The 15980-nt window shown below is 73.9% G+C and carries 16 protein-coding genes and 1 tRNA gene; 2 read left to right on the top strand and 15 right to left on the bottom strand.

Going from position 1 to position 15980, the window contains the following annotated elements:
- Window positions 1–20: 20 nt before the first annotated feature.
- On the bottom strand, window positions 21–425 hold the full coding sequence (locus tag CGE01nite_RS00170) for a type II toxin-antitoxin system VapC family toxin (RefSeq protein WP_048341837.1): 405 nt from the start codon (window positions 423–425) through the stop codon (window positions 21–23).
- Between the two features lie 58 nt (window positions 426–483).
- Complete coding sequence (locus tag CGE01nite_RS00165) at window positions 484–1611, bottom strand: peptidoglycan-binding domain-containing protein (protein WP_229747517.1); 1128 nt, start codon at window positions 1609–1611, stop codon at window positions 484–486.
- Between the two features lie 267 nt (window positions 1612–1878).
- Here CGE01nite_RS00165 and CGE01nite_RS00160 point away from each other — a divergent pair, with 267 nt between their 5' ends.
- Window positions 1879–3282 carry an SLC13 family permease gene (locus CGE01nite_RS00160; protein WP_197080747.1) on the top strand — a complete coding sequence of 468 codons (1404 nt, stop codon included), beginning with the start codon at window positions 1879–1881 and terminating at the stop codon, window positions 3280–3282.
- Window positions 3283–3306: 24 nt separating this feature from the next.
- Here CGE01nite_RS00160 and CGE01nite_RS00155 read toward each other — a convergent pair whose 3' ends face one another.
- From CGE01nite_RS00155 to CGE01nite_RS00140, 4 genes are all read right to left on the bottom strand, one after another.
- The gene (locus CGE01nite_RS00155) at window positions 3307–4674 is read right to left on the bottom strand and encodes a permease prefix domain 1-containing protein (RefSeq protein WP_141368273.1); all 1368 of its coding nucleotides are present in this window, start codon (window positions 4672–4674) and stop codon (window positions 3307–3309) included.
- On the bottom strand, window positions 4671–5030 hold the full coding sequence (locus CGE01nite_RS00150; RefSeq protein ID WP_048341777.1) for a PadR family transcriptional regulator: 360 nt from the start codon (window positions 5028–5030) through the stop codon (window positions 4671–4673). Before CGE01nite_RS00150 ends, CGE01nite_RS00155 begins: the two co-directional genes overlap by 4 nt.
- A 69-nt stretch (window positions 5031–5099) precedes the next feature.
- Window positions 5100–5687 (bottom strand): DUF488 domain-containing protein, encoded by a 588-nt coding sequence (locus CGE01nite_RS00145; RefSeq protein WP_229747516.1) that lies wholly within the window; start codon window positions 5685–5687, stop codon window positions 5100–5102.
- Window positions 5688–5907: 220 nt separating this feature from the next.
- Window positions 5908–7008, bottom strand: a complete 1101-nt coding sequence (locus tag CGE01nite_RS00140) for an alpha/beta hydrolase (RefSeq protein ID WP_141368271.1) — start codon at window positions 7006–7008, stop codon at window positions 5908–5910.
- 166 nt (window positions 7009–7174) lie between these two features.
- Here CGE01nite_RS00140 and CGE01nite_RS00135 point away from each other — a divergent pair.
- A tRNA-Pro gene (locus CGE01nite_RS00135) sits at window positions 7175–7248 on the top strand.
- 27 nt (window positions 7249–7275) lie between these two features.
- On the opposite strand, the gene CGE01nite_RS00130 is transcribed toward CGE01nite_RS00135, so the two are convergent.
- The 9 genes from CGE01nite_RS00130 to CGE01nite_RS00090 form a co-directional block, all read right to left on the bottom strand.
- Window positions 7276–8373 (bottom strand): hypothetical protein, encoded by a 1098-nt coding sequence (locus tag CGE01nite_RS00130; protein WP_229747515.1) that lies wholly within the window; start codon window positions 8371–8373, stop codon window positions 7276–7278.
- Window positions 8370–9845, bottom strand: a complete 1476-nt coding sequence (gene der, locus CGE01nite_RS00125; protein WP_048341840.1) for a ribosome biogenesis GTPase Der — start codon at window positions 9843–9845, stop codon at window positions 8370–8372. Before der ends, CGE01nite_RS00130 begins: the two co-directional genes overlap by 4 nt.
- Window positions 9846–9957: 112 nt before the next feature.
- Window positions 9958–10638: a lysophospholipid acyltransferase family protein gene (locus CGE01nite_RS00120; protein WP_048341779.1), complete on the bottom strand. Its 681-nt coding sequence runs from the start codon at window positions 10636–10638 to the stop codon at window positions 9958–9960.
- The gene (gene cmk, locus CGE01nite_RS00115; RefSeq protein ID WP_141368269.1) at window positions 10635–11357 is read right to left on the bottom strand and encodes a (d)CMP kinase; all 723 of its coding nucleotides are present in this window, start codon (window positions 11355–11357) and stop codon (window positions 10635–10637) included. The genes CGE01nite_RS00120 and cmk overlap by 4 nt, the downstream gene beginning before the upstream one ends.
- Window positions 11339–12448 (bottom strand): prephenate dehydrogenase, encoded by a 1110-nt coding sequence (locus tag CGE01nite_RS00110; protein ID WP_141368267.1) that lies wholly within the window; start codon window positions 12446–12448, stop codon window positions 11339–11341. Before CGE01nite_RS00110 ends, cmk begins: the two co-directional genes overlap by 19 nt.
- Window positions 12445–13413, bottom strand: a complete 969-nt coding sequence (locus CGE01nite_RS00105) for a pseudouridine synthase (protein ID WP_048341782.1) — start codon at window positions 13411–13413, stop codon at window positions 12445–12447. The genes CGE01nite_RS00110 and CGE01nite_RS00105 overlap by 4 nt, the downstream gene beginning before the upstream one ends.
- Window positions 13410–14144, bottom strand: a complete 735-nt coding sequence (scpB, locus tag CGE01nite_RS00100) for an SMC-Scp complex subunit ScpB (protein ID WP_141368265.1) — start codon at window positions 14142–14144, stop codon at window positions 13410–13412. The genes CGE01nite_RS00105 and scpB overlap by 4 nt, the downstream gene beginning before the upstream one ends.
- Window positions 14141–15115: a segregation and condensation protein A gene (locus tag CGE01nite_RS00095; protein WP_048341783.1), complete on the bottom strand. Its 975-nt coding sequence runs from the start codon at window positions 15113–15115 to the stop codon at window positions 14141–14143. The genes scpB and CGE01nite_RS00095 overlap by 4 nt, the downstream gene beginning before the upstream one ends.
- The gene (locus CGE01nite_RS00090; protein WP_048341784.1) at window positions 15099–15962 is read right to left on the bottom strand and encodes a ParA family protein; all 864 of its coding nucleotides are present in this window, start codon (window positions 15960–15962) and stop codon (window positions 15099–15101) included. The genes CGE01nite_RS00095 and CGE01nite_RS00090 overlap by 17 nt, the downstream gene beginning before the upstream one ends.
- Window positions 15963–15980 lie beyond the last annotated feature (18 nt).

Below are 15980 nucleotides of genomic sequence, written 5' to 3'. Positions count from 1 at the left end.
CGTCTGGTCCGCTCGGCCGGTCAGGGCGAGGCGACGAGCGCGTCGAGCCCGACCACCGGGACGACCGACTCGGCGGCTCGTACGAGCTCGGGGTCGGTGGTCACGAGCGCGTCGGCCTGCAGTCGGGCGACCGCGAGGTACTCGGCGCGGTACGTCTGCGCCCACCCGAGCCGCGCCGCGATCTGCCACGCGGTCGCACGCGACACCCGGTCACCGAGGAGCCGGATGCGCAGGCTCGCGATCCCTTCCAGCAGCCGTCGCCCCTCCGGTTCGGTCAGGACGCCCCGCCGGACCTCGTCGTAGAGCAGCGCCAGGGCGTCCGAACGCAGGAGGTTCGGTCCGACGAGCTGGTGCTCGGGTGCGACGGTCAGCGCGTCGCGGACGACCGTGATCGCCACGGCCGCGTCGATCGCGTAGCGGGTCATGCCACGCAGCGTGCCACGGACGTCCGACTCACGACGATCGTCGGCCCGACGGGCGAGCTCAGCCCGTCGGTTCGTCGCCCGGCACACCGACCGTCGGCGCCGCAGTCGGCGCCTGCTCCTGAGCGCGCACGATCCGGTCCTGGAACGCGGAGACCGTCGCCGCGTCGACGACTCCCGTCACCGGCACGCCCAGGTCCTCCTGGGCGCTGCCGAGCGCGGCTGTCAGGGCATCGGACCACTGACCGTCCACCGGCCCGTCCCAGTACCCCGCGAGCATGAGCGTCTGCTGGAGGGCGGCCGTGCTGACCATCGTCTGCTCGGCGTCGGCGCTCCCGAGCGAGTCGACCGTCGCCTGGAGCGCAGCGGCCGTCGCCTTGTCCACCGTGCCGGTCTGTGGGAGACCGTTCGCCGCCTGGAGCGACTCGACGGCCGCGACGGTCGCGGGCCCGTAGACCCCGTCCACGTCCTGCGTGTAGTACCCGGTGGTCGCGAGCGCCTCCTGCAGCGCCGTCGTGTAGGCGCCGGCCGCAGCGAGCGCGTCGGCCTGGACGTCCTCGGGGAGGCACCCCGACTGCACCAGGAGCTCGAGCCAGGCGGTCTCGAGAGCCACCGCCGCCGCGTTGAACTGCTCCGCCGCGTCAGTCATGGGTGTCTCGTCCGTGATCCCCGCCTGCATCTGCGCGAACTCGTCCTCTGCCTGCTCCACGCGGGCGACCGTCGCCTGCGGGACTGCCGTCGGTGCGGTGGTCGCAGGCGCGCTCGGAGTCGGTGGCGGCGTGCTGGAGGCCGTCGCCAGCGCACTCGCGAGCGCGTCCCACGCGTCGGCCAGCTCCGCCTGGGCCACACCGACAGCCTCGCGCGCATCGACCGCCGCCCTCCCGGCGTCGACCGCCGCGGCGGAGGGCTCGGCCAGGTCCCGACCCGCGTCAGTGACGTCCCCGACCGTCGGCACCGTGTCGTGCAGGACGTCGCCGTACCGGTCGAGCGCGGCGACGTAGTCGGCGCTGGCCGAGCAGAACGCGTCGGCGGTGTCCGTGGCGGCCGCCTCGGCGTCCGCCAGCGCCCGCTCCTTCGCCCGGACCTCCTGCTCGGCCCGGGCGACCGGCGACTGCGCGCTGCAGCCCCAGACGCCCGCCACGGCGGAGGCGACGACGACGGCGACGACAAGTCCGCGGACAGCACTCACGCGGCGATCGTCCGACGTCCGCCTCGTCGCCGGCCCCACCCGGTGCGGGTAGGACGCACGAAGGTCCCACGGCCGGGCTGGTCCGCGAGGCTAGCGTCGAGCAGCAAGACGCACCCGCCTGCGACGACGAGGGAGTCTGGCATCAGCACCGCGAGCATTCCGGCACCTGCGCACCGACCCGCTGATCGGGAGCGCGGGCGCGGCGTCCCGCGTGCCGAGCGGCTGCGCCGTCCGAGCCGGTCGACCCTCGGCCTCGTCCTCGGGCCCGTGCTCGCCGCACTCACGGCCTGGGTGGTGCCGGACATGGCGCCCGAGGCCGCCGGTGCCCCGCAGTACGCCGGAGCCGTGACCGCGGCGACGCTCGTGCTCATGGGCGTGTGGTGGATGACCGAGGCGCTGCCGCTGCCCGTCACGGCCCTGCTGCCACTCGTCGTCCTGCCCGTCTCCGGCGTCGCGACCATGCACGACGTGGCGGCGCCCTACGCGAACAAGGTCATCTTCCTGTTCCTCGGCGGGTTCGTCCTCGCGATCGCGCTGCAGCGCTGGGACGTGCACCTGCGCATCGCGCTCACGGTCGTGCGCCTCGTCGGCACCGCGCCGCGCCGGCTCGTGCTGGGCATGATGACCGCGACCGCGCTGCTGAGCATGTGGGTCTCCAACACCGCCACCGCGGTGATGATGCTGCCGATCGGCATCTCGGTGCTCGCGATGCTGGGACGCGGACGGGGCGGCGTCGACCCTCGCCTGTCGTCCGCGCTCATGCTCGGCATCGCGTACGCAGCGACGATCGGCTCGTTCGGCACGATCATCGCGAGCCCGCCCAACGCGCTGCTGGTCGGCTACCTCTCGGAGACCTACGGCGTCGAGATCGGGTTCGGGCAGTGGATGGCCGTCGGGCTGCCGCTGTCGATCGTGTTCCTGCTGCTCGCCTGGCTCGTGCTCACGCGCGTCGTGTTCAGGTTCGACCCGGCGCCCCTGTGCGAGGACGACGAGGTCGTGCGCACCGAGCTACGGCGGCTCGGACCCATGGGCCCCCCGCAGCATCGGGTCATCGCGGTGTTCGCGCTCGCTGCCGTCTCGTGGATCGCGCTGCCCTTCGTCTGGCCCGGCACGCCCGTGACCGACGAGGTCGTGGCCGTCGTCGTCGCGATCCTGCTGTTCCTGCTGCCCTCGGGCTCGGACTGCGGCGGGCGCATGCTCGACTGGTCGGACACCCGCGAGCTCCCGTGGGGCATCCTGCTGCTGTTCGGCGGCGGGCTCGCACTCGCCTCGCAGATCACCGCCTCGGGCCTGTCGGTGTGGATCGGCGAGCGCGCGCACGGCCTCGACGGGCTGCCGACCGTGCTCGTGGTCGCGGCGGTGTGCGCGCTGACCGTGCTGCTCACCGAGTTCATGTCGAACACCGCGACGGCGGCCACGCTCCTGCCGATCATGAGCGGCGTCGGCGTCGCGCTCGGCTACGGCCCGCTGCTCCTCGCCGCGCCCGTCGCGCTCGCCGCGGGGTGCACGTTCATGATGCCCGCGGCCACGCCGCCGAATGCGATCGCGTACTCGTCGGGCTACGTGCGCGTCCCGGACATGCTGCGCGCGGGCTTCCCGCTCAGCGTCTCCTCGATCGTGCTCGTGACGCTGACCGTCACGACCCTCGCCCGCTGGGTGCTCGGTGCCTGAGATCGCAGCCGCCGCGCCAGCCGTTCACGCGTAGGAGAACGCGGGCGGGAAGACCAGCACGACGACTGCAGCCCACACGGCGTAGACCACCAGGTAGCGGGTCTGCCAGCGTTCCACCGCGTCGAACGTGCCGTGGGCACGCAGGAACCGCCACAGCAGCCAGCCGGTGCCCACGAGGTGCACGAGCAGCACCACGTTGAGCCCGAGTGCCGCGGCCTTGTTCGCGGTCCAGCCCGCGTCGGCGATCCGGGACGCCATCGCCGTCAGTGCGACGACGTCGACGGCGAGGGCCGTCACGACGAGGCCGAGCTGCAGCCAGTCGAACGGCCCGCCCGCCGTGATGGGGTCGCGCGCGCTGATCGCGTAGAGCAGCAGCGCGACCACGAGCAGCAGGATCCCGTCCATCAGGACGAGCAGGCTCCGGTCCACCGCGGTGAGCGGACCGCCCGCCAGCAGCGCGACGAGTGCCGCGACGAGCAGGCCGAGCGTGAGCGGTGTGAAGACGCGGGTGAGGACGGGCGCCATGTTCTCCACGACGCTCTGCTTCGCCTCGACGAGCCAGGCCGCCACCAGGAACGCCCCGGGCACCGCGAACGACAGGAGCCAGCTCTGGACGAACGGCTCGGCGTCGATGCCGACGACGTCGAACGTGGCGAGCAGCAGCCCCGTCAACAGTCCTCCACCGAGCGCGAGGAGCGTGAAGTAGACGACGAGCTCGCCCGTGAAGCGCACGAAGTCCATGCGACGCGCGTGCTCACGCCACGCGCCGCCTGTGTAAGCGACGCCGAGCAGCAGCCACAGGAGCACCGGCAGGTGCGTCGCGGCCAGCACCGCGGTCGTCGACAGCCCGACGCCGGGCTCGTCGGCGAAGAACGGGAACAGGTTCACCACCACTGCCAGAGCGGCGGCCATCACGGCCAACGCGCCGGCGGCCCGCGCGGGCAGACGGCGCGACCAGGCGAAGTAGGCCGCGAGAAAGGGCAGCACGGCGAACGCCACGTTGAGCGCGAAGCGTCCTTCGTCCTCGAGTACGAGCAGCCACCGCACCGCGATCCCCGCGCCCACGGCGAGGGCGATCAGCACGCCCAGGTCGCGCCAGTGCCCGTCGGCCCGCGACGGCCGAGACGGCGGGAGGACGAGCTGCTTCCAGAGTCGCTCAGAGTGCGCGCGGGCGAACTCACGCGAGACGTCGTCGAGGTTGCCCATCCGCCGCACCGCCACGAGGAACGCCTCGTCGTCGTCCAGGCCTGCGGCCCGCAGGTCGGCGATCCGGCCCCTCAGGTTGTCCTCGAGCTCGGCGGCGTCGCCGGTCGTGATCGCCTCGCGCCGCAGCACCCACGCGCGCCACTGGTCGATCTGGTGCTCGACGCCCGGCCGCCCGTCCTCGGTCACGCCCAGGCTCCCGCCGCGCCCGGTCCGCGGACCGTGCTGAGCACCTGGTGCAGCGCGTCCGTGACAACCGCCCACTGTGCCTGCCGCTCCTCCAGGACCTGCCGCCCGGACGGGGTCAGCGCGTAGTGCTTGCGCTTGCGCCCGGCGTCGGAGACGCCCCACCGGGCGCTGACCCAGCCGTTGCGCTCGAGGCGGTGGAGCAACGGGTAGAGCATCCCGTCGGTCCACTGCATGCGGCCTTGGGACAGCTCGGCGACCCTCTTGAGGATCGCGTAGCCGTGCAGGTCGCCCTCCGCGAGGATGCCCAGGACCAGCGGGGTGGCGGACGCCGCGACCAGGTCCTTGTCGATACGCACGTCGCTCCCCTATACCTTGATCTCCTAGGGGTGCTTACCCTAGCACCGCTAGGTACGGTGCAGCGGGGTCTACCGGTTCGGCGACGGCTCTCGGGTCGCGGTAGGACGGTCGTCGTCGCGGCTCCGGTCGTAGACGAGCCCGCGGGCGGTCACGCGCGCGCCCGCCGCCGGAAGGTGCGCGGTGAGGCGCCCGTCATGACCGAGGTGCTGCACCGGCACGTCGTGCAGCAGGACGCACACGTCACTGATGAGCCGACGGTGGCACCGCCACCAGAGGCTCTCGCTGCACATCACCGCGGTCCGGCTGGCGGCCGCGCCCGCCAGCAGCTCGTCGATCGCGTGGCCGAAGTCCACGGTCCGCGCGTGGGCCGCGTACGCGCGGAACGCCTCGACCTGCCACCAGGGATCGACAGCAGCCTCGGCCGGGTCGGACCGTCGCCGCCCGCCGAGCCGGGGCTCCCAGCGGTAGGCGACGCCCGCGGCGGGAAGCCACCGCTCGAACTCGTCGCGCGCCACGTGGGGATGCCGTCGGCTACCGGGAAAGCGCCGGACGTCGACCACCTGCTCGACTCCCGCCCCGTGGAGCACGTCGACGATCGCGGCCTGCGACAGGGTCCCGTGCCCGAAGGTCATCAGCAGCGCGCGGTCCTCTGACACCCGACGAGTCTGCCACCGCATCGCCGGAGGCGTGCTCGTGCGGAGGACCGCGAGAAGACAGCGACGCCGGCTTCGCACAGCAGGATGCCGTGGAGTCCGAGACCGGCCCGGCCGACCTCCGCACGAAGGTGACGCTCCGCTCGGCGCTCGAGCAGCCGAAGCGCGGGCGCGCCCGCGTCGCCCGGGCAGCACGCCCACGGTTGGCCACGTGCCGATCGGGTCACCGAGATGCGTGCGGGTCGGCCAGCGCCGCGTCGAGGAAGTCGATCACTCGCGACTCCCACTCCTGCGGAGCGGCCGCCAGCCCGCCCGTGTGATCCGCTCCGCGCACCACCCATACCTGGACGGAGTCGGGCGCCGACGCCTGGAGAGCCGCTGCCGCGTGCTGCTCGTCGGGCACGCGACCGGCCGCGATCAGCAGGACCGGTCTGGGTGCGACCTCGCGCACCGCGTCGCCGAGCGGCGCCGGCCGACGAGGCTCGGACATGAGATCCGCGAGCGAGGTCTGAGCGGCGTGCACCGTCCGCGTCAGGGTGCCGCGCCACCCGTACGCGGACGACAGCCAGCGCAGGTCGTCCGCGCTGCGTCCCGTGGCGCCCTCCGCGACGACCGCGCGGATGTCCTGCGTGAGTGCTGCTGCGCCGATCGCCTCCTCGCCACCCATCGACAGGCCGAGCACGGCGATGCGCGCCGCGTCGACGTCCGGGCGCGAGGCGAGCCAGGCCGCGGCGCGTGGCACGTCGAGGTCCCCGTACCAGCCCCACCGCATCGCGCGTCCGGAGCTCGCACCGTGCCCACGGGCGTCGAGCATCAGGACGCCGAGCCCGTGCCGTGCCATGACCGCGGCGTGCTCGAGGACTGCGGACCGGCTGGACCCCGACCCGTGCAGGACGATCACGGCCGCGCGGCCGGCCGAAGGGACGTACCAACCGGCGAGCGCCTCGTCGCCCGTCGTCGCGATCGTCACGTCCTCGTACGCCAACCCGACCTCCGACGGGGTCGCTGTGCCGGGCGGCGGAGCCGGGGCGGTCGTCACGATGACGGGGACCGCGATCACGTAGACGCCGAGCGCTACTGCGATCACCGTCAGGGGCGCGGTCACGAGCCGCCACCAGCGGGGCACGGCCCGGGTCAGCTGGACGACGCCGACGACGACGAGCGCCACGCCGCCGACGAGCGCGCCGAGCCCGAGGACCGCGGCCACGCCGACGTCTCCGCTCTGCACCCGGGGCGGGCCGACCCCGGCTCCCACGCCGGCCGCCACCGCGCCGAACGTGACGGCGAGCGCGCCCCGCACGGCCGACCGCCGACGCCCCTCCATGGTGCCAGCGCAGCGCGCCGCCTCCGCGCGCACCAGGGCCCAAAGACCCGGCGGGTCAGACGTACAGCCGCGACAAGGAGCGCTCCACGGAGGTGACACGGCTGGGACGGGCGACGAGGCACCCGCGCCCGTACGGTAGGCTGTCGCAGGCTTCTCCGGGAGCCATCGGGCTGTGGCGCAGCTTGGTAGCGCACTTGACTGGGGGTCAAGGGGTCGCAGGTTCAAATCCTGTCAGCCCGACAACATCAGGCCTGGTGAGACACCGTCTCACCAGGCCTGAGTCGTCCCGTCGGCCGCCTCGGCTGGAGGCGCGCCCCGCTCGCGCAGGACGTCGAGCTCGGCGGCGACGAGCCCGAGCAGGACCACGTCGAGCGCGAGGCCCGCGTAGCCCGCCCACTCCTCGATGCGCAGGAGAGCGACCTGCGTGACCAGCAGGCTCACGAGCACGCCCCGGCGGAACCACGTGAAGGCGTGTTCGCGGTCGTCGGTCAGGAGCCCGACGACGCACGCGGCCGTGGTGGCCGCGCCGCCGACGAGCAACGCCCCGACGATCCACCCGGACGTCCCGCCGTCGCGCGCGAGCCACAGGCCGCGTGCCACGCCGAGCAGCGCCGTGCCCGCGATGGTCACGACCGCGACGCGGGGCACCCAGGCCGCGCGCACGAGACGACGCGACACGGCGACCACGGTGTGCGAGACCCAGGCGATCGGGTCGGGCAGCTCGCTGCCGTCGGGGCGGACCGTCGCCACCAGTGCGGCAGCCTCGTCGCGCCCGGGCACGCCGTCTGCCGCCGCCAGCAGGTCGTGCGCGTGCGCACGCACGCGGGGCGAGAACCCGCCCGCGACACCGGCGACGGCTTGGTCGACCGCGGCAGCGAGCTTCTCGGGCGGGACCGCGCTGCGGAGGCCCGACAGCGCCTCGCCGATCAGGGCGAGCGCGACGACCGCGACGTACACGAGCATCGCGGTCGGGCCGTAGAAGTAGTCGTAGTCCTCGGTGACGAACTTGCCGATCTCGTCGACGAACAGGCCGAAGCCCACTCCCCCGACCAGCACGACGACCGGCCGCACGACGGGACCGATGAACGAGAGCGCGAGCAGGACCGCCACGGCGAGCAGCAACCCGCCCCACAGCACGTGGGACACGTGCAGGCCCGGCCCCCCGACCTGCGGGAAGCCCGTGGCGGCCAGGGCGCCACGGGTCACCAGCACGGTCAGCACGGTGACGACGAGGAAGCCCGTCACGTGCCGGGACGCGTGCGGGTCACGTGGCAGCCCCCAGCGCAGGAGCAGGCCGCGCAGGCCGCGGGCCGACCAGGGAACGCTCGAGGGCGAGTCCCCGGTCGCGCGGCCGGCGGCGGTCACCGCTTCCGCTTCTCCCGCACGCGCACGGAGATCGTGATGGGCGTGCCCTCGAAGCCGAAGGTCTCGCGCAGGCGCCGCTCGACGTACCGGCGGTAGCCGGGGTCGAGGAAGCCGGTCGTGAACAGGACGAACCGCGGCGGGCGGGTCGAGGCCTGCGTCGCGAACAGGATGCGCGGCTGCTTGCCGCCGCGCACGGGGTGCGGGTGCGCGGCCACGAGCTCGCCGAGGAACGCGTTGAGGCGGCCCGTGGGGATGCGCGTGTCCCAGGACTCGAGCGACTTCTCGAGCGCCGGGACCAGCCGCTCGGCGTGCCAGCCGGTCTTCGCGGACATGTTGACCCGCGGCGCCCACGTGACCTGGACGAGCTCCTTCTCGATCTCGCGCTCGAGGTACGGGCGGCGGTCCTCGTCCATGAGGTCCCACTTGTTGTAGGCGATGACCAGCGCGCGGCCGGCGTCGATGACCTGCTGGATGACGCGCGTGTCCTGCTCCGTCATCGGCGTCGACGCGTCGAGCAGCACGACCGCGACCTCGGACTTCTCGATCGCCGCCTGCGTGCGCAGGCTCGCGTAGAAGTCGGCGCCCGACGTCTGGTGGACCCGACGGCGGATGCCCGCGGTGTCGACGAACACCCACGGGATGCCCTTGAGGTGGATCAGCTCGTCGACCGGGTCGCGCGTGGTGCCGGCGATCTCGTCGACGACGACGCGCTCGGAACCCGCGACCTTGTTCAGCAGCGAGGACTTCCCCACGTTCGGCCGGCCGACGAGCGCCACGCGGCGCGGCCCCTGCGGGCGCAGCACGCCGTGCTCGGAGACCTCCGGGAGCGCGTCGAGCACGGCGTCGAGCAGGTCACCGGTGCCACGGCCGTGCAGCGCCGAGACGGGGTACGGCTCGCCCAGGCCGAGCGCCCACAACGCGGCGGCGTCCGCCTCGCCGGCGGGGCCGTCCACCTTGTTGGCGCACAGCACCACGGGCTTGCCCGACTTGCGCAGCAGTCGCACGACCTGCTCGTCGGTGTCCGTGGACCCCACGGTCGCGTCGACGACGAACACGACGGCGTCGGCCAGCGCGATCGCGACCTCCGCCTGCTCGGCCACGCGCGCCTCGATCCCGGCGACGTCGACCTCCCAGCCGCCCGTGTCGACGAGCGTGAACCGGCGGCCCGACCACTCCGACGGGTAGCTCACGCGGTCACGGGTCACGCCGGGCTTGTCCTCGACGACCGCCTCGCGGCGGCCCAGGATCCGGTTGACGAGCGTCGACTTGCCGACGTTCGGCCGGCCGACGACCGCGAGCACGGGAAGCGGCGCCTCGGGCTCGGCGTCCTCGTCGTCGCCGCCCTCGCCGTGCAGCAGCGCGAGGTCCTCGTCCTCCAGCTCGTACTCGGCGAGACCGGCCCGCAGGGCGCGCTCGCGCTCGGCGTCCCCGGCCTCGTCGGGCAGGACGAAGTCGACCTCAGGCTCACTCATGTCACCCATTGTCCCCGACGATGGGCCCGACGCCTCACACGCACGCGCGGACGGGGCTGGGCGCGGTGCCCAGGAGCGGGACCGCGGGCTCAGCGCACTGCGTAGGAGGCGTTCAGGCGACGTTGAGCGGGTCGTCCGTCGGCAGCGGGACGCCCACCGCCGTGACCGTCGCGGCGACGTGCAGCGCGAGTGCGTCGCGCAGCCGGTCGTTGGCCTCAGCCATCGCCTGGCGGCCGGGCACGCCCGGCGCACGCTCGACGAGCACCGGCTCGCCGAACGAGACGACGAGGCGCTGCCGCAGCCGCGGCACGTGGTTCACCCCTTGCCCCGTGCGCCGAGTCCCGAGCACCGCGACCGGCACCACGGGCGCGTGCCCGTTCAGCGCGAGCCAGGTGATCCCCGCGCGCGAGTCGGACGCGTCGCCGCGCCCACGGCTGCCCTCGGGGAAGATGCCGACGACTCCCCCGCGCTTGAGGACCTCGAGCGCGGCGCCCAGCGCGGTGCGCGGGTTGTCCCGGTCCACCGGGATCTGGTCGAGCCTGCGCAGCAGGCCGCCGAGACGGCCGTCGAACATCTCCTGCTTGATGAGCATGTGCGCGGGACGGGGCGCCGCACCGACCAGCACCGGCCCGTCGATGACGCCCGTGTGGTTCGCCGCGAGCAGCACCGGGCCCTCGGTGGGGACGTGGTGCGCGCCGTGGACCTCCGTGGCCCAGACCACGTGGGCCAGCAGCCGCCCGAGCACGTGACCCGCGCGGGCCCCCCGCGTGGGTCGCTCCCACTGCGGGTTCACGCGTCGCGTCCAGTCACCTGGGCGACGATCGCGAGGACCGCCTCGACGGTCTCCTCGAAGTCCAGGTCCGAGGAGTCGAGCGTCACCACGCCGTCGGCCGCGACGTGGAACTGCGCGACCGTCGAGTCGTCCGCGTCGCGTCGCAGCACCTGGTCGTGCGTGGCCGCGACCGCGGCCTCGTCGTCCGAGCCGTGCACGTCACGCGCGCGGCGCGCGAGCCGCGCCTCTTGCGAGGCGGTCAGCAGGATCCGCACGTCCGCGTCCGGTGCGACGACCGTGGTGATGTCCCTGCCCTCGGCCACGATCCCGCGACCGTGCGAGAAGGACGTCGCGACCGACTGCGTGGCGATCGCCGCGCGCTGCCGCCGCCGCAGCTCGTCCCTGACCGCGAGGTTCGTCGCGACGGCGCTCACCGCGGCCGAGATCGCCGTCTCGCGGATCGCGTCGGCGATGTCTGTCCCCGCGACGACGACGTGCGGCGCGTCGGGGTCGACCCCCTGGTCCAGCGGGAGCTCGCGCACGCATCGCGCGACCGCCGCCTGGTCGTCCAGCGGCACGCCCGTGTGCAGGCACCACCACGTGGCCGCGCGGTACATCGCGCCCGTGTCCAGGTACGCCAGGCCGAGGCGCCGGGCGGCCTCGCGCGACACGCTCGACTTGCCCGATCCCGACGGTCCGTCCACCGCCACGACGAGCGCGCTCACACGACCAGCCTCCATCCACGTTCGACCAGCTCGGCCTCCAGCCGGGCCGCACTGCCGGGCAGCACCGAGATCGCCGCCATGCCGACCTGCCGGCCGGCCGCGTGCTCGAGCCGCAGGTCCTCCAGGTTGACGCCGGCCTCGCCGACCTCGGTGAGCAGGCGCGCGAGCTCGCCCGGGGAGTCCGGCACCAGCACCGTGACCTCCTCGTACGCGCGCTGCGCGCCGCCGTGCTTGCCGGGGATGCGGGCGACGCCCTCGTTGCCCGCAGCGATCGCGCGCGCGAGGGTCACGAGCACCCCGGTCGCGATCGTCTCGGGCCCCTCGGCCTCGTCGGCCGATGCCAGCGCGCCGATGACCTCGTCGAGGTCGCCGCGCAGCGACTCGAGCAGCGGCCGGACCGCCGCCGAGTTGGCGGCGAGGATCGACGTCCACAGCTCCGGGTCGGACGCGGCGATGCGCGTGACGTCCCGCAGCCCCTGTCCCGCGAGCCCGAGCGCGGTGTCGTCCACGCCGACCAGCCGCGCGGCCATGAGCGAGGAGACGACCTGCGGGACGTGCGAGACCGCGGCGACCGCCGCGTCGTGCGCGTCCGCGTCCATCGTGACGGGGACCGCGCCCAGGTCGACCGCCAGGGCGCGGACGGCCAGCACGGCGTCCGCCGAGGACTCGTCGGCCTCCGCGATCACCCACGGACGTCCGAGGAACAGGTCGGGCACCGCGGCCGACGGCCCGGAACGCTCGCGGCCCGCCATCGGGTGCGAGCCGACGTACCGGCCGAGCGCCGCGCCCGAGGCGCGCAGCTCGGCCAGGACATGACCCTTGACCGACGCGACGTCCGTCACGACGGCACCCGGGTGCGCCTCGAGCTGCGCGCGCACCACCCCGGCCGTCACGTCGGGCGGCGCCGCGACGACGACCAGCGCGGGCTCGTCGTCGTCCGCGGTCGCCGGACGCCCGGCACCCACGTCGCGCGCGAGCGCCACCGCGGTGCGCGACGGGTCCTGCAGGCGGACGTCGACACCCTCGGCGGTCAGGCGCAGGCCCACCGACGCACCGATCAGCCCCACCCCGACCACGAGGACGGGGCCCGCGGTCGCCGCTGTCACATGCCCGCCTGCGACATCAGGGAGCCGATCTCGACCTGGGACAGCACGCGCGTCCGGCCCTGCTTGAGGTCGCCCAGGCGGATCGGGCCGATGCGCGTGCGCACGAGCTTGGTGACCGGGTGGCCGACCTCCTCGAGCATGCGCCGCACGATGCGGTTGCGGCCCTCGTGCAGCGTGAGCTCGACGAGGCTCAGGTGTGACAGCGACTGGACGATCGTCACCTTGTCCGCCTTGGCCGGACCGTCCTCGAGCTCGATGCCGCGCTGCAGGCGCTGGGCGGTCGCGGGCGTGAGGCGGCCCTGCACCTCGGCGAGGTAGGTCTTCGGCACGCCGTTCGACGGGTGCGACAGGTGGTTCGCCAGCTCGCCGTCGCTGGTGAGGAGCAGCAAGCCCTCGGTGTCCGCGTCGAGGCGGCCGACGTGGAAGAGCCGCTCGGTGCGGTCGCTCACGTACTGCGCGACCGACGGCCGGCCCTGCTCGTCGTGCATCGTCGAGACGACGCCCTTCGGCTTGTTGAGTGCGATCGTCACGTGCGACGAGTCGAGCTGCACGCGCATGCCGTCGACGAGCACGACCGACTTCTTCGGGTCGACGCGCACCCCCAGCTCGACGACGACCTGCCCGTCGACCTCGACGCGACCCGACGCGATCAGCGTCTCGCACGCGCGCCGCGAGCCCAGGCCGGCCGAGGCGAGCAGCTTCTGCAGCCGGATGCCCTCGGGGTCGTGCACGTCGACGGTCGGCTCGGACGGCGCACGTCGCGGTGTCGTCGGACGGCTGGACGTCGGGCGCGACGACCGGCCCTTCACCGGACCCCGCGCCGCGCCGGACTGGCCGCGGTGCGGCTTCTTGCCCTCGCCACCGGCGGCACCGCCGCGGCCGGACGCGCCGCCGCGGGGTGCACCGTCGCGAGATGCGGGACGTCCGTTGCGGTCCGCGTCACCGCGGCGCTGCTGGGGGCTCATGCTGGTCCTCCGATCGTGGCACCGGGTTCGTCGACACCCTCGAGGGCGTCGATCTCCGGCAGGTAAGGCGCGAGCGGGGGCAGCTCGTCCAGGCTGGACAGGCCCATCCGCTCCAAGAAGTATCCCGTGGTCCCGTACAGCAGCGCACCGCTGGTCGGCTCGGTGCCCACCTCGGCGACCAAGCCGCGCGCCGTGAGCGTGCGCATCACGCCGTCGACGTTGACCCCGCGCACCGCCGAGACCTGACCACGCGTGACCGGCTGCCGGTACGTGACGACCGCGAGCGTCTCGAGCGCGGCCTGCGTGAGCCTTGCGGTCTGGCCGTCCAGCACGAACCGGCCGACGACGTCGGCGTACGGCGCAGCCGAGTAGATGCGCCAGCCCTCGCCCGCGCGCCGCAGCTCGTACCCGCGCGGGCGGCCACCGTGCTCGCCGCGGTAGTCCGCGGCCAGCTCCTCGAGCAGCTCCTCGACGCGCGTGGTCGGGAGCGCCAGGACGGCTGCGAGCCGGACGGCCGGCACCGGCTCGTCGGCGACCATGAGCACGGCCTCGAGCGCCCCCAGGGCGCCGCCCGGCAGCTCGTCCACGTCGAAGGCGAGCTCGTCGGGCACGGCCGGACCGGCGGCTGCGGCCTCGCCCTCGGCCGGAACGGGGTCGGTCGAGGCGCCCGCCTCGAGCGGGTCGGCGTCCGGCGCCTGCGCGGCGTCCGCGATCGACGGGTCGTCACTCATGCGTCCTCCTCGGACGTGTCCCGCACGTCGGGTCCTGCGGTCGGCTCGTCGTCGCTCGCCGCGTCCGGGCTCGGGTCAGCGGTCGTGTCGAGCTGGTCGAAGTCGTCTGACACCGTGACATCGCCCTCGGCGGCGCCAGTCCAGCGCACCGTGAGCTCGCCCAAGGGCGTGACCTGGTCGAAGCCCACCGCACCCTCGCGGAACAGCTCCAGCACGGCGAGGAAGCGCGCGACCACGACGATCGTCGAGCCCGCGTCCGCGACGAGGGTGCGGAACGAGACCGCCCCGTGGTGCCGCAGGCGGTCGACGAGCACCGCGGCCTGCTCGCGCACGGAGACGGCCGGTGCGTGCAGGTGGCTGATGTCCACGCCGGGCGGCGGGGCCTTGGGCGACAGCGCCTTCGCCGCCAGCGCCGCGAGCTGGTCCGGCCCGACCTGCATCACGAGCTCGGGGAGCAGCGCGGCCACGTGCGGCTCGAGCGCGACCGTCCGCGGGAACCGTCGGCCCTCGGTGGCCCAGCGGTGCGCCAGGTGTGCCGCGACCTGCTTGTAGGCGCGGTACTGCAGCAGCCGGGCGAAGAGCAGGTCGCGTGCCTCCAGCAGGTCGAGGTCCTCGGCGTCCTCGACGTCGGCCGACGGCAGCAGACGCGCGGCCTTGAGGTCGAGCAGCGTCGCGGCGACGACGAGGAACTCCGACGCGCGGTTGAGGTCCCACTGCTTCTCGGCGTCGCGCAGGTACGCGATGAACTCGTCGGTGACCTGCGCGAGCGCGACCTCGGTGATGTCGAGCTTGTGCTTGGCGATCAGGCCGAGCAGGAGGTCGAAAGGACCCGTGAAGTTGTCGAGGTGCACCTCGAAGCCTGCCGTGCCGACGGGCGACGCGGCCTGCTCGCCCGCGGGGGGCTGGACTGCCTCGTCAGGGGTGCTCGTCGCCGCGTCGCCTCCGGGCGCGACGTCAGGCGGCGTCGCCACGGGAGACGAGCTCGCGCGCGAGCTGGCGGTAGGCGTGCGCGCCCGTGTGCGTGGGCGCGTAGGTCGTGATCGGCTCGGCGGCGACCGTCGCGTCCGGGAACTTCACGGTGCGCCCGATGACGGTGTGCAGCAGCGTGTCGCCGAACGCCTCGTGCACACGCGCGACCACCTCACGCGCGTGCAGCGTGCGCGAGTCGTACATGGTGGCCAGGATCCCGTCGACCTCGAGGCGCGGGTTGAGCCGGTCGCGCACCTTCTCGATCGTCTCGATCAGCAGCGCGACGCCGCGCAGCGCGAAGAACTCGCACTCGAGCGGGATCAGCACGCCGTGCGCCGCCGTGAGCGCGTTCACGGTCAGCAGTCCCAGCGAGGGCTGGCAGTCGATGAGGACCACGTCGTAGTCGTCCAGCACCGGGCGCAGCGCGCGCGACAGCACCGACTCACGCGCGACCTCGCCGACGAGCTGCACCTCCGCGGCCGACAGGTCGATGTTCGCGGGCAGCAGGTCGAGCCCGGGGGTGCTCGTGTGCCGCAGGACGTCCGCGACCTGCGCGTCGCGCTCCATGAGCAGGTTGTAGACCGTGAGGTCGAGCTCGTGCGGGCTGATGCCCAGGCCGACCGAGGCCGCCCCCTGGGGGTCGAAGTCGACGATGAGGACCTTGCGCCCGTACTCGGCGAGCGCGGCCGCCAGGTTGATGGTGGTCGTCGTCTTGCCGACGCCACCCTTCTGGTTGCACATCGCGATGACACGCGCTGGGCCGTGCGAGGCCAAGGGCTCCGGCTCCGGGAACCCCGGGAGCGCCCGCCCGACGGCGTCGAGTTCCTGCGTCGTGTCGCTGCTCACCACGTCGCACAACCTACCGGA

The sequence above is a fragment of the Cellulomonas gelida genome (assembly GCF_006538725.1).
In the GTDB taxonomy this organism is placed as follows: Bacteria; Actinomycetota; Actinomycetes; order Actinomycetales; family Cellulomonadaceae; genus Cellulomonas; species Cellulomonas gelida.
Note: the sequence above shows the minus strand (reverse complement) of the source record. Positions and strands in the feature narration are given on the sequence as shown.

Excerpts from the sequence above, each read along its gene's own strand:
- CGE01nite_RS00170 (WP_048341837.1), bottom strand. The coding sequence starts at position 425 with ATGACCCGCTACGCGATCGACGCGGCCGTGGCGATCACGGTCGTCCGC.
- CGE01nite_RS00140 (WP_141368271.1), bottom strand. The coding sequence starts at position 7,008 with ATGGAGGGGCGTCGGCGGTCGGCCGTGCGGGGCGCGCTCGCCGTCACG.
- der (WP_048341840.1), bottom strand. The coding sequence starts at position 9,845 with ATGAGTGAGCCTGAGGTCGACTTCGTCCTGCCCGACGAGGCCGGGGAC.
- cmk (WP_141368269.1), bottom strand. The coding sequence starts at position 11,357 with ATGGAGGCTGGTCGTGTGAGCGCGCTCGTCGTGGCGGTGGACGGACCG.
- CGE01nite_RS00105 (WP_048341782.1), bottom strand. The coding sequence starts at position 13,413 with ATGAGCCCCCAGCAGCGCCGCGGTGACGCGGACCGCAACGGACGTCCC.
- scpB (WP_141368265.1), bottom strand. The coding sequence starts at position 14,144 with ATGAGTGACGACCCGTCGATCGCGGACGCCGCGCAGGCGCCGGACGCC.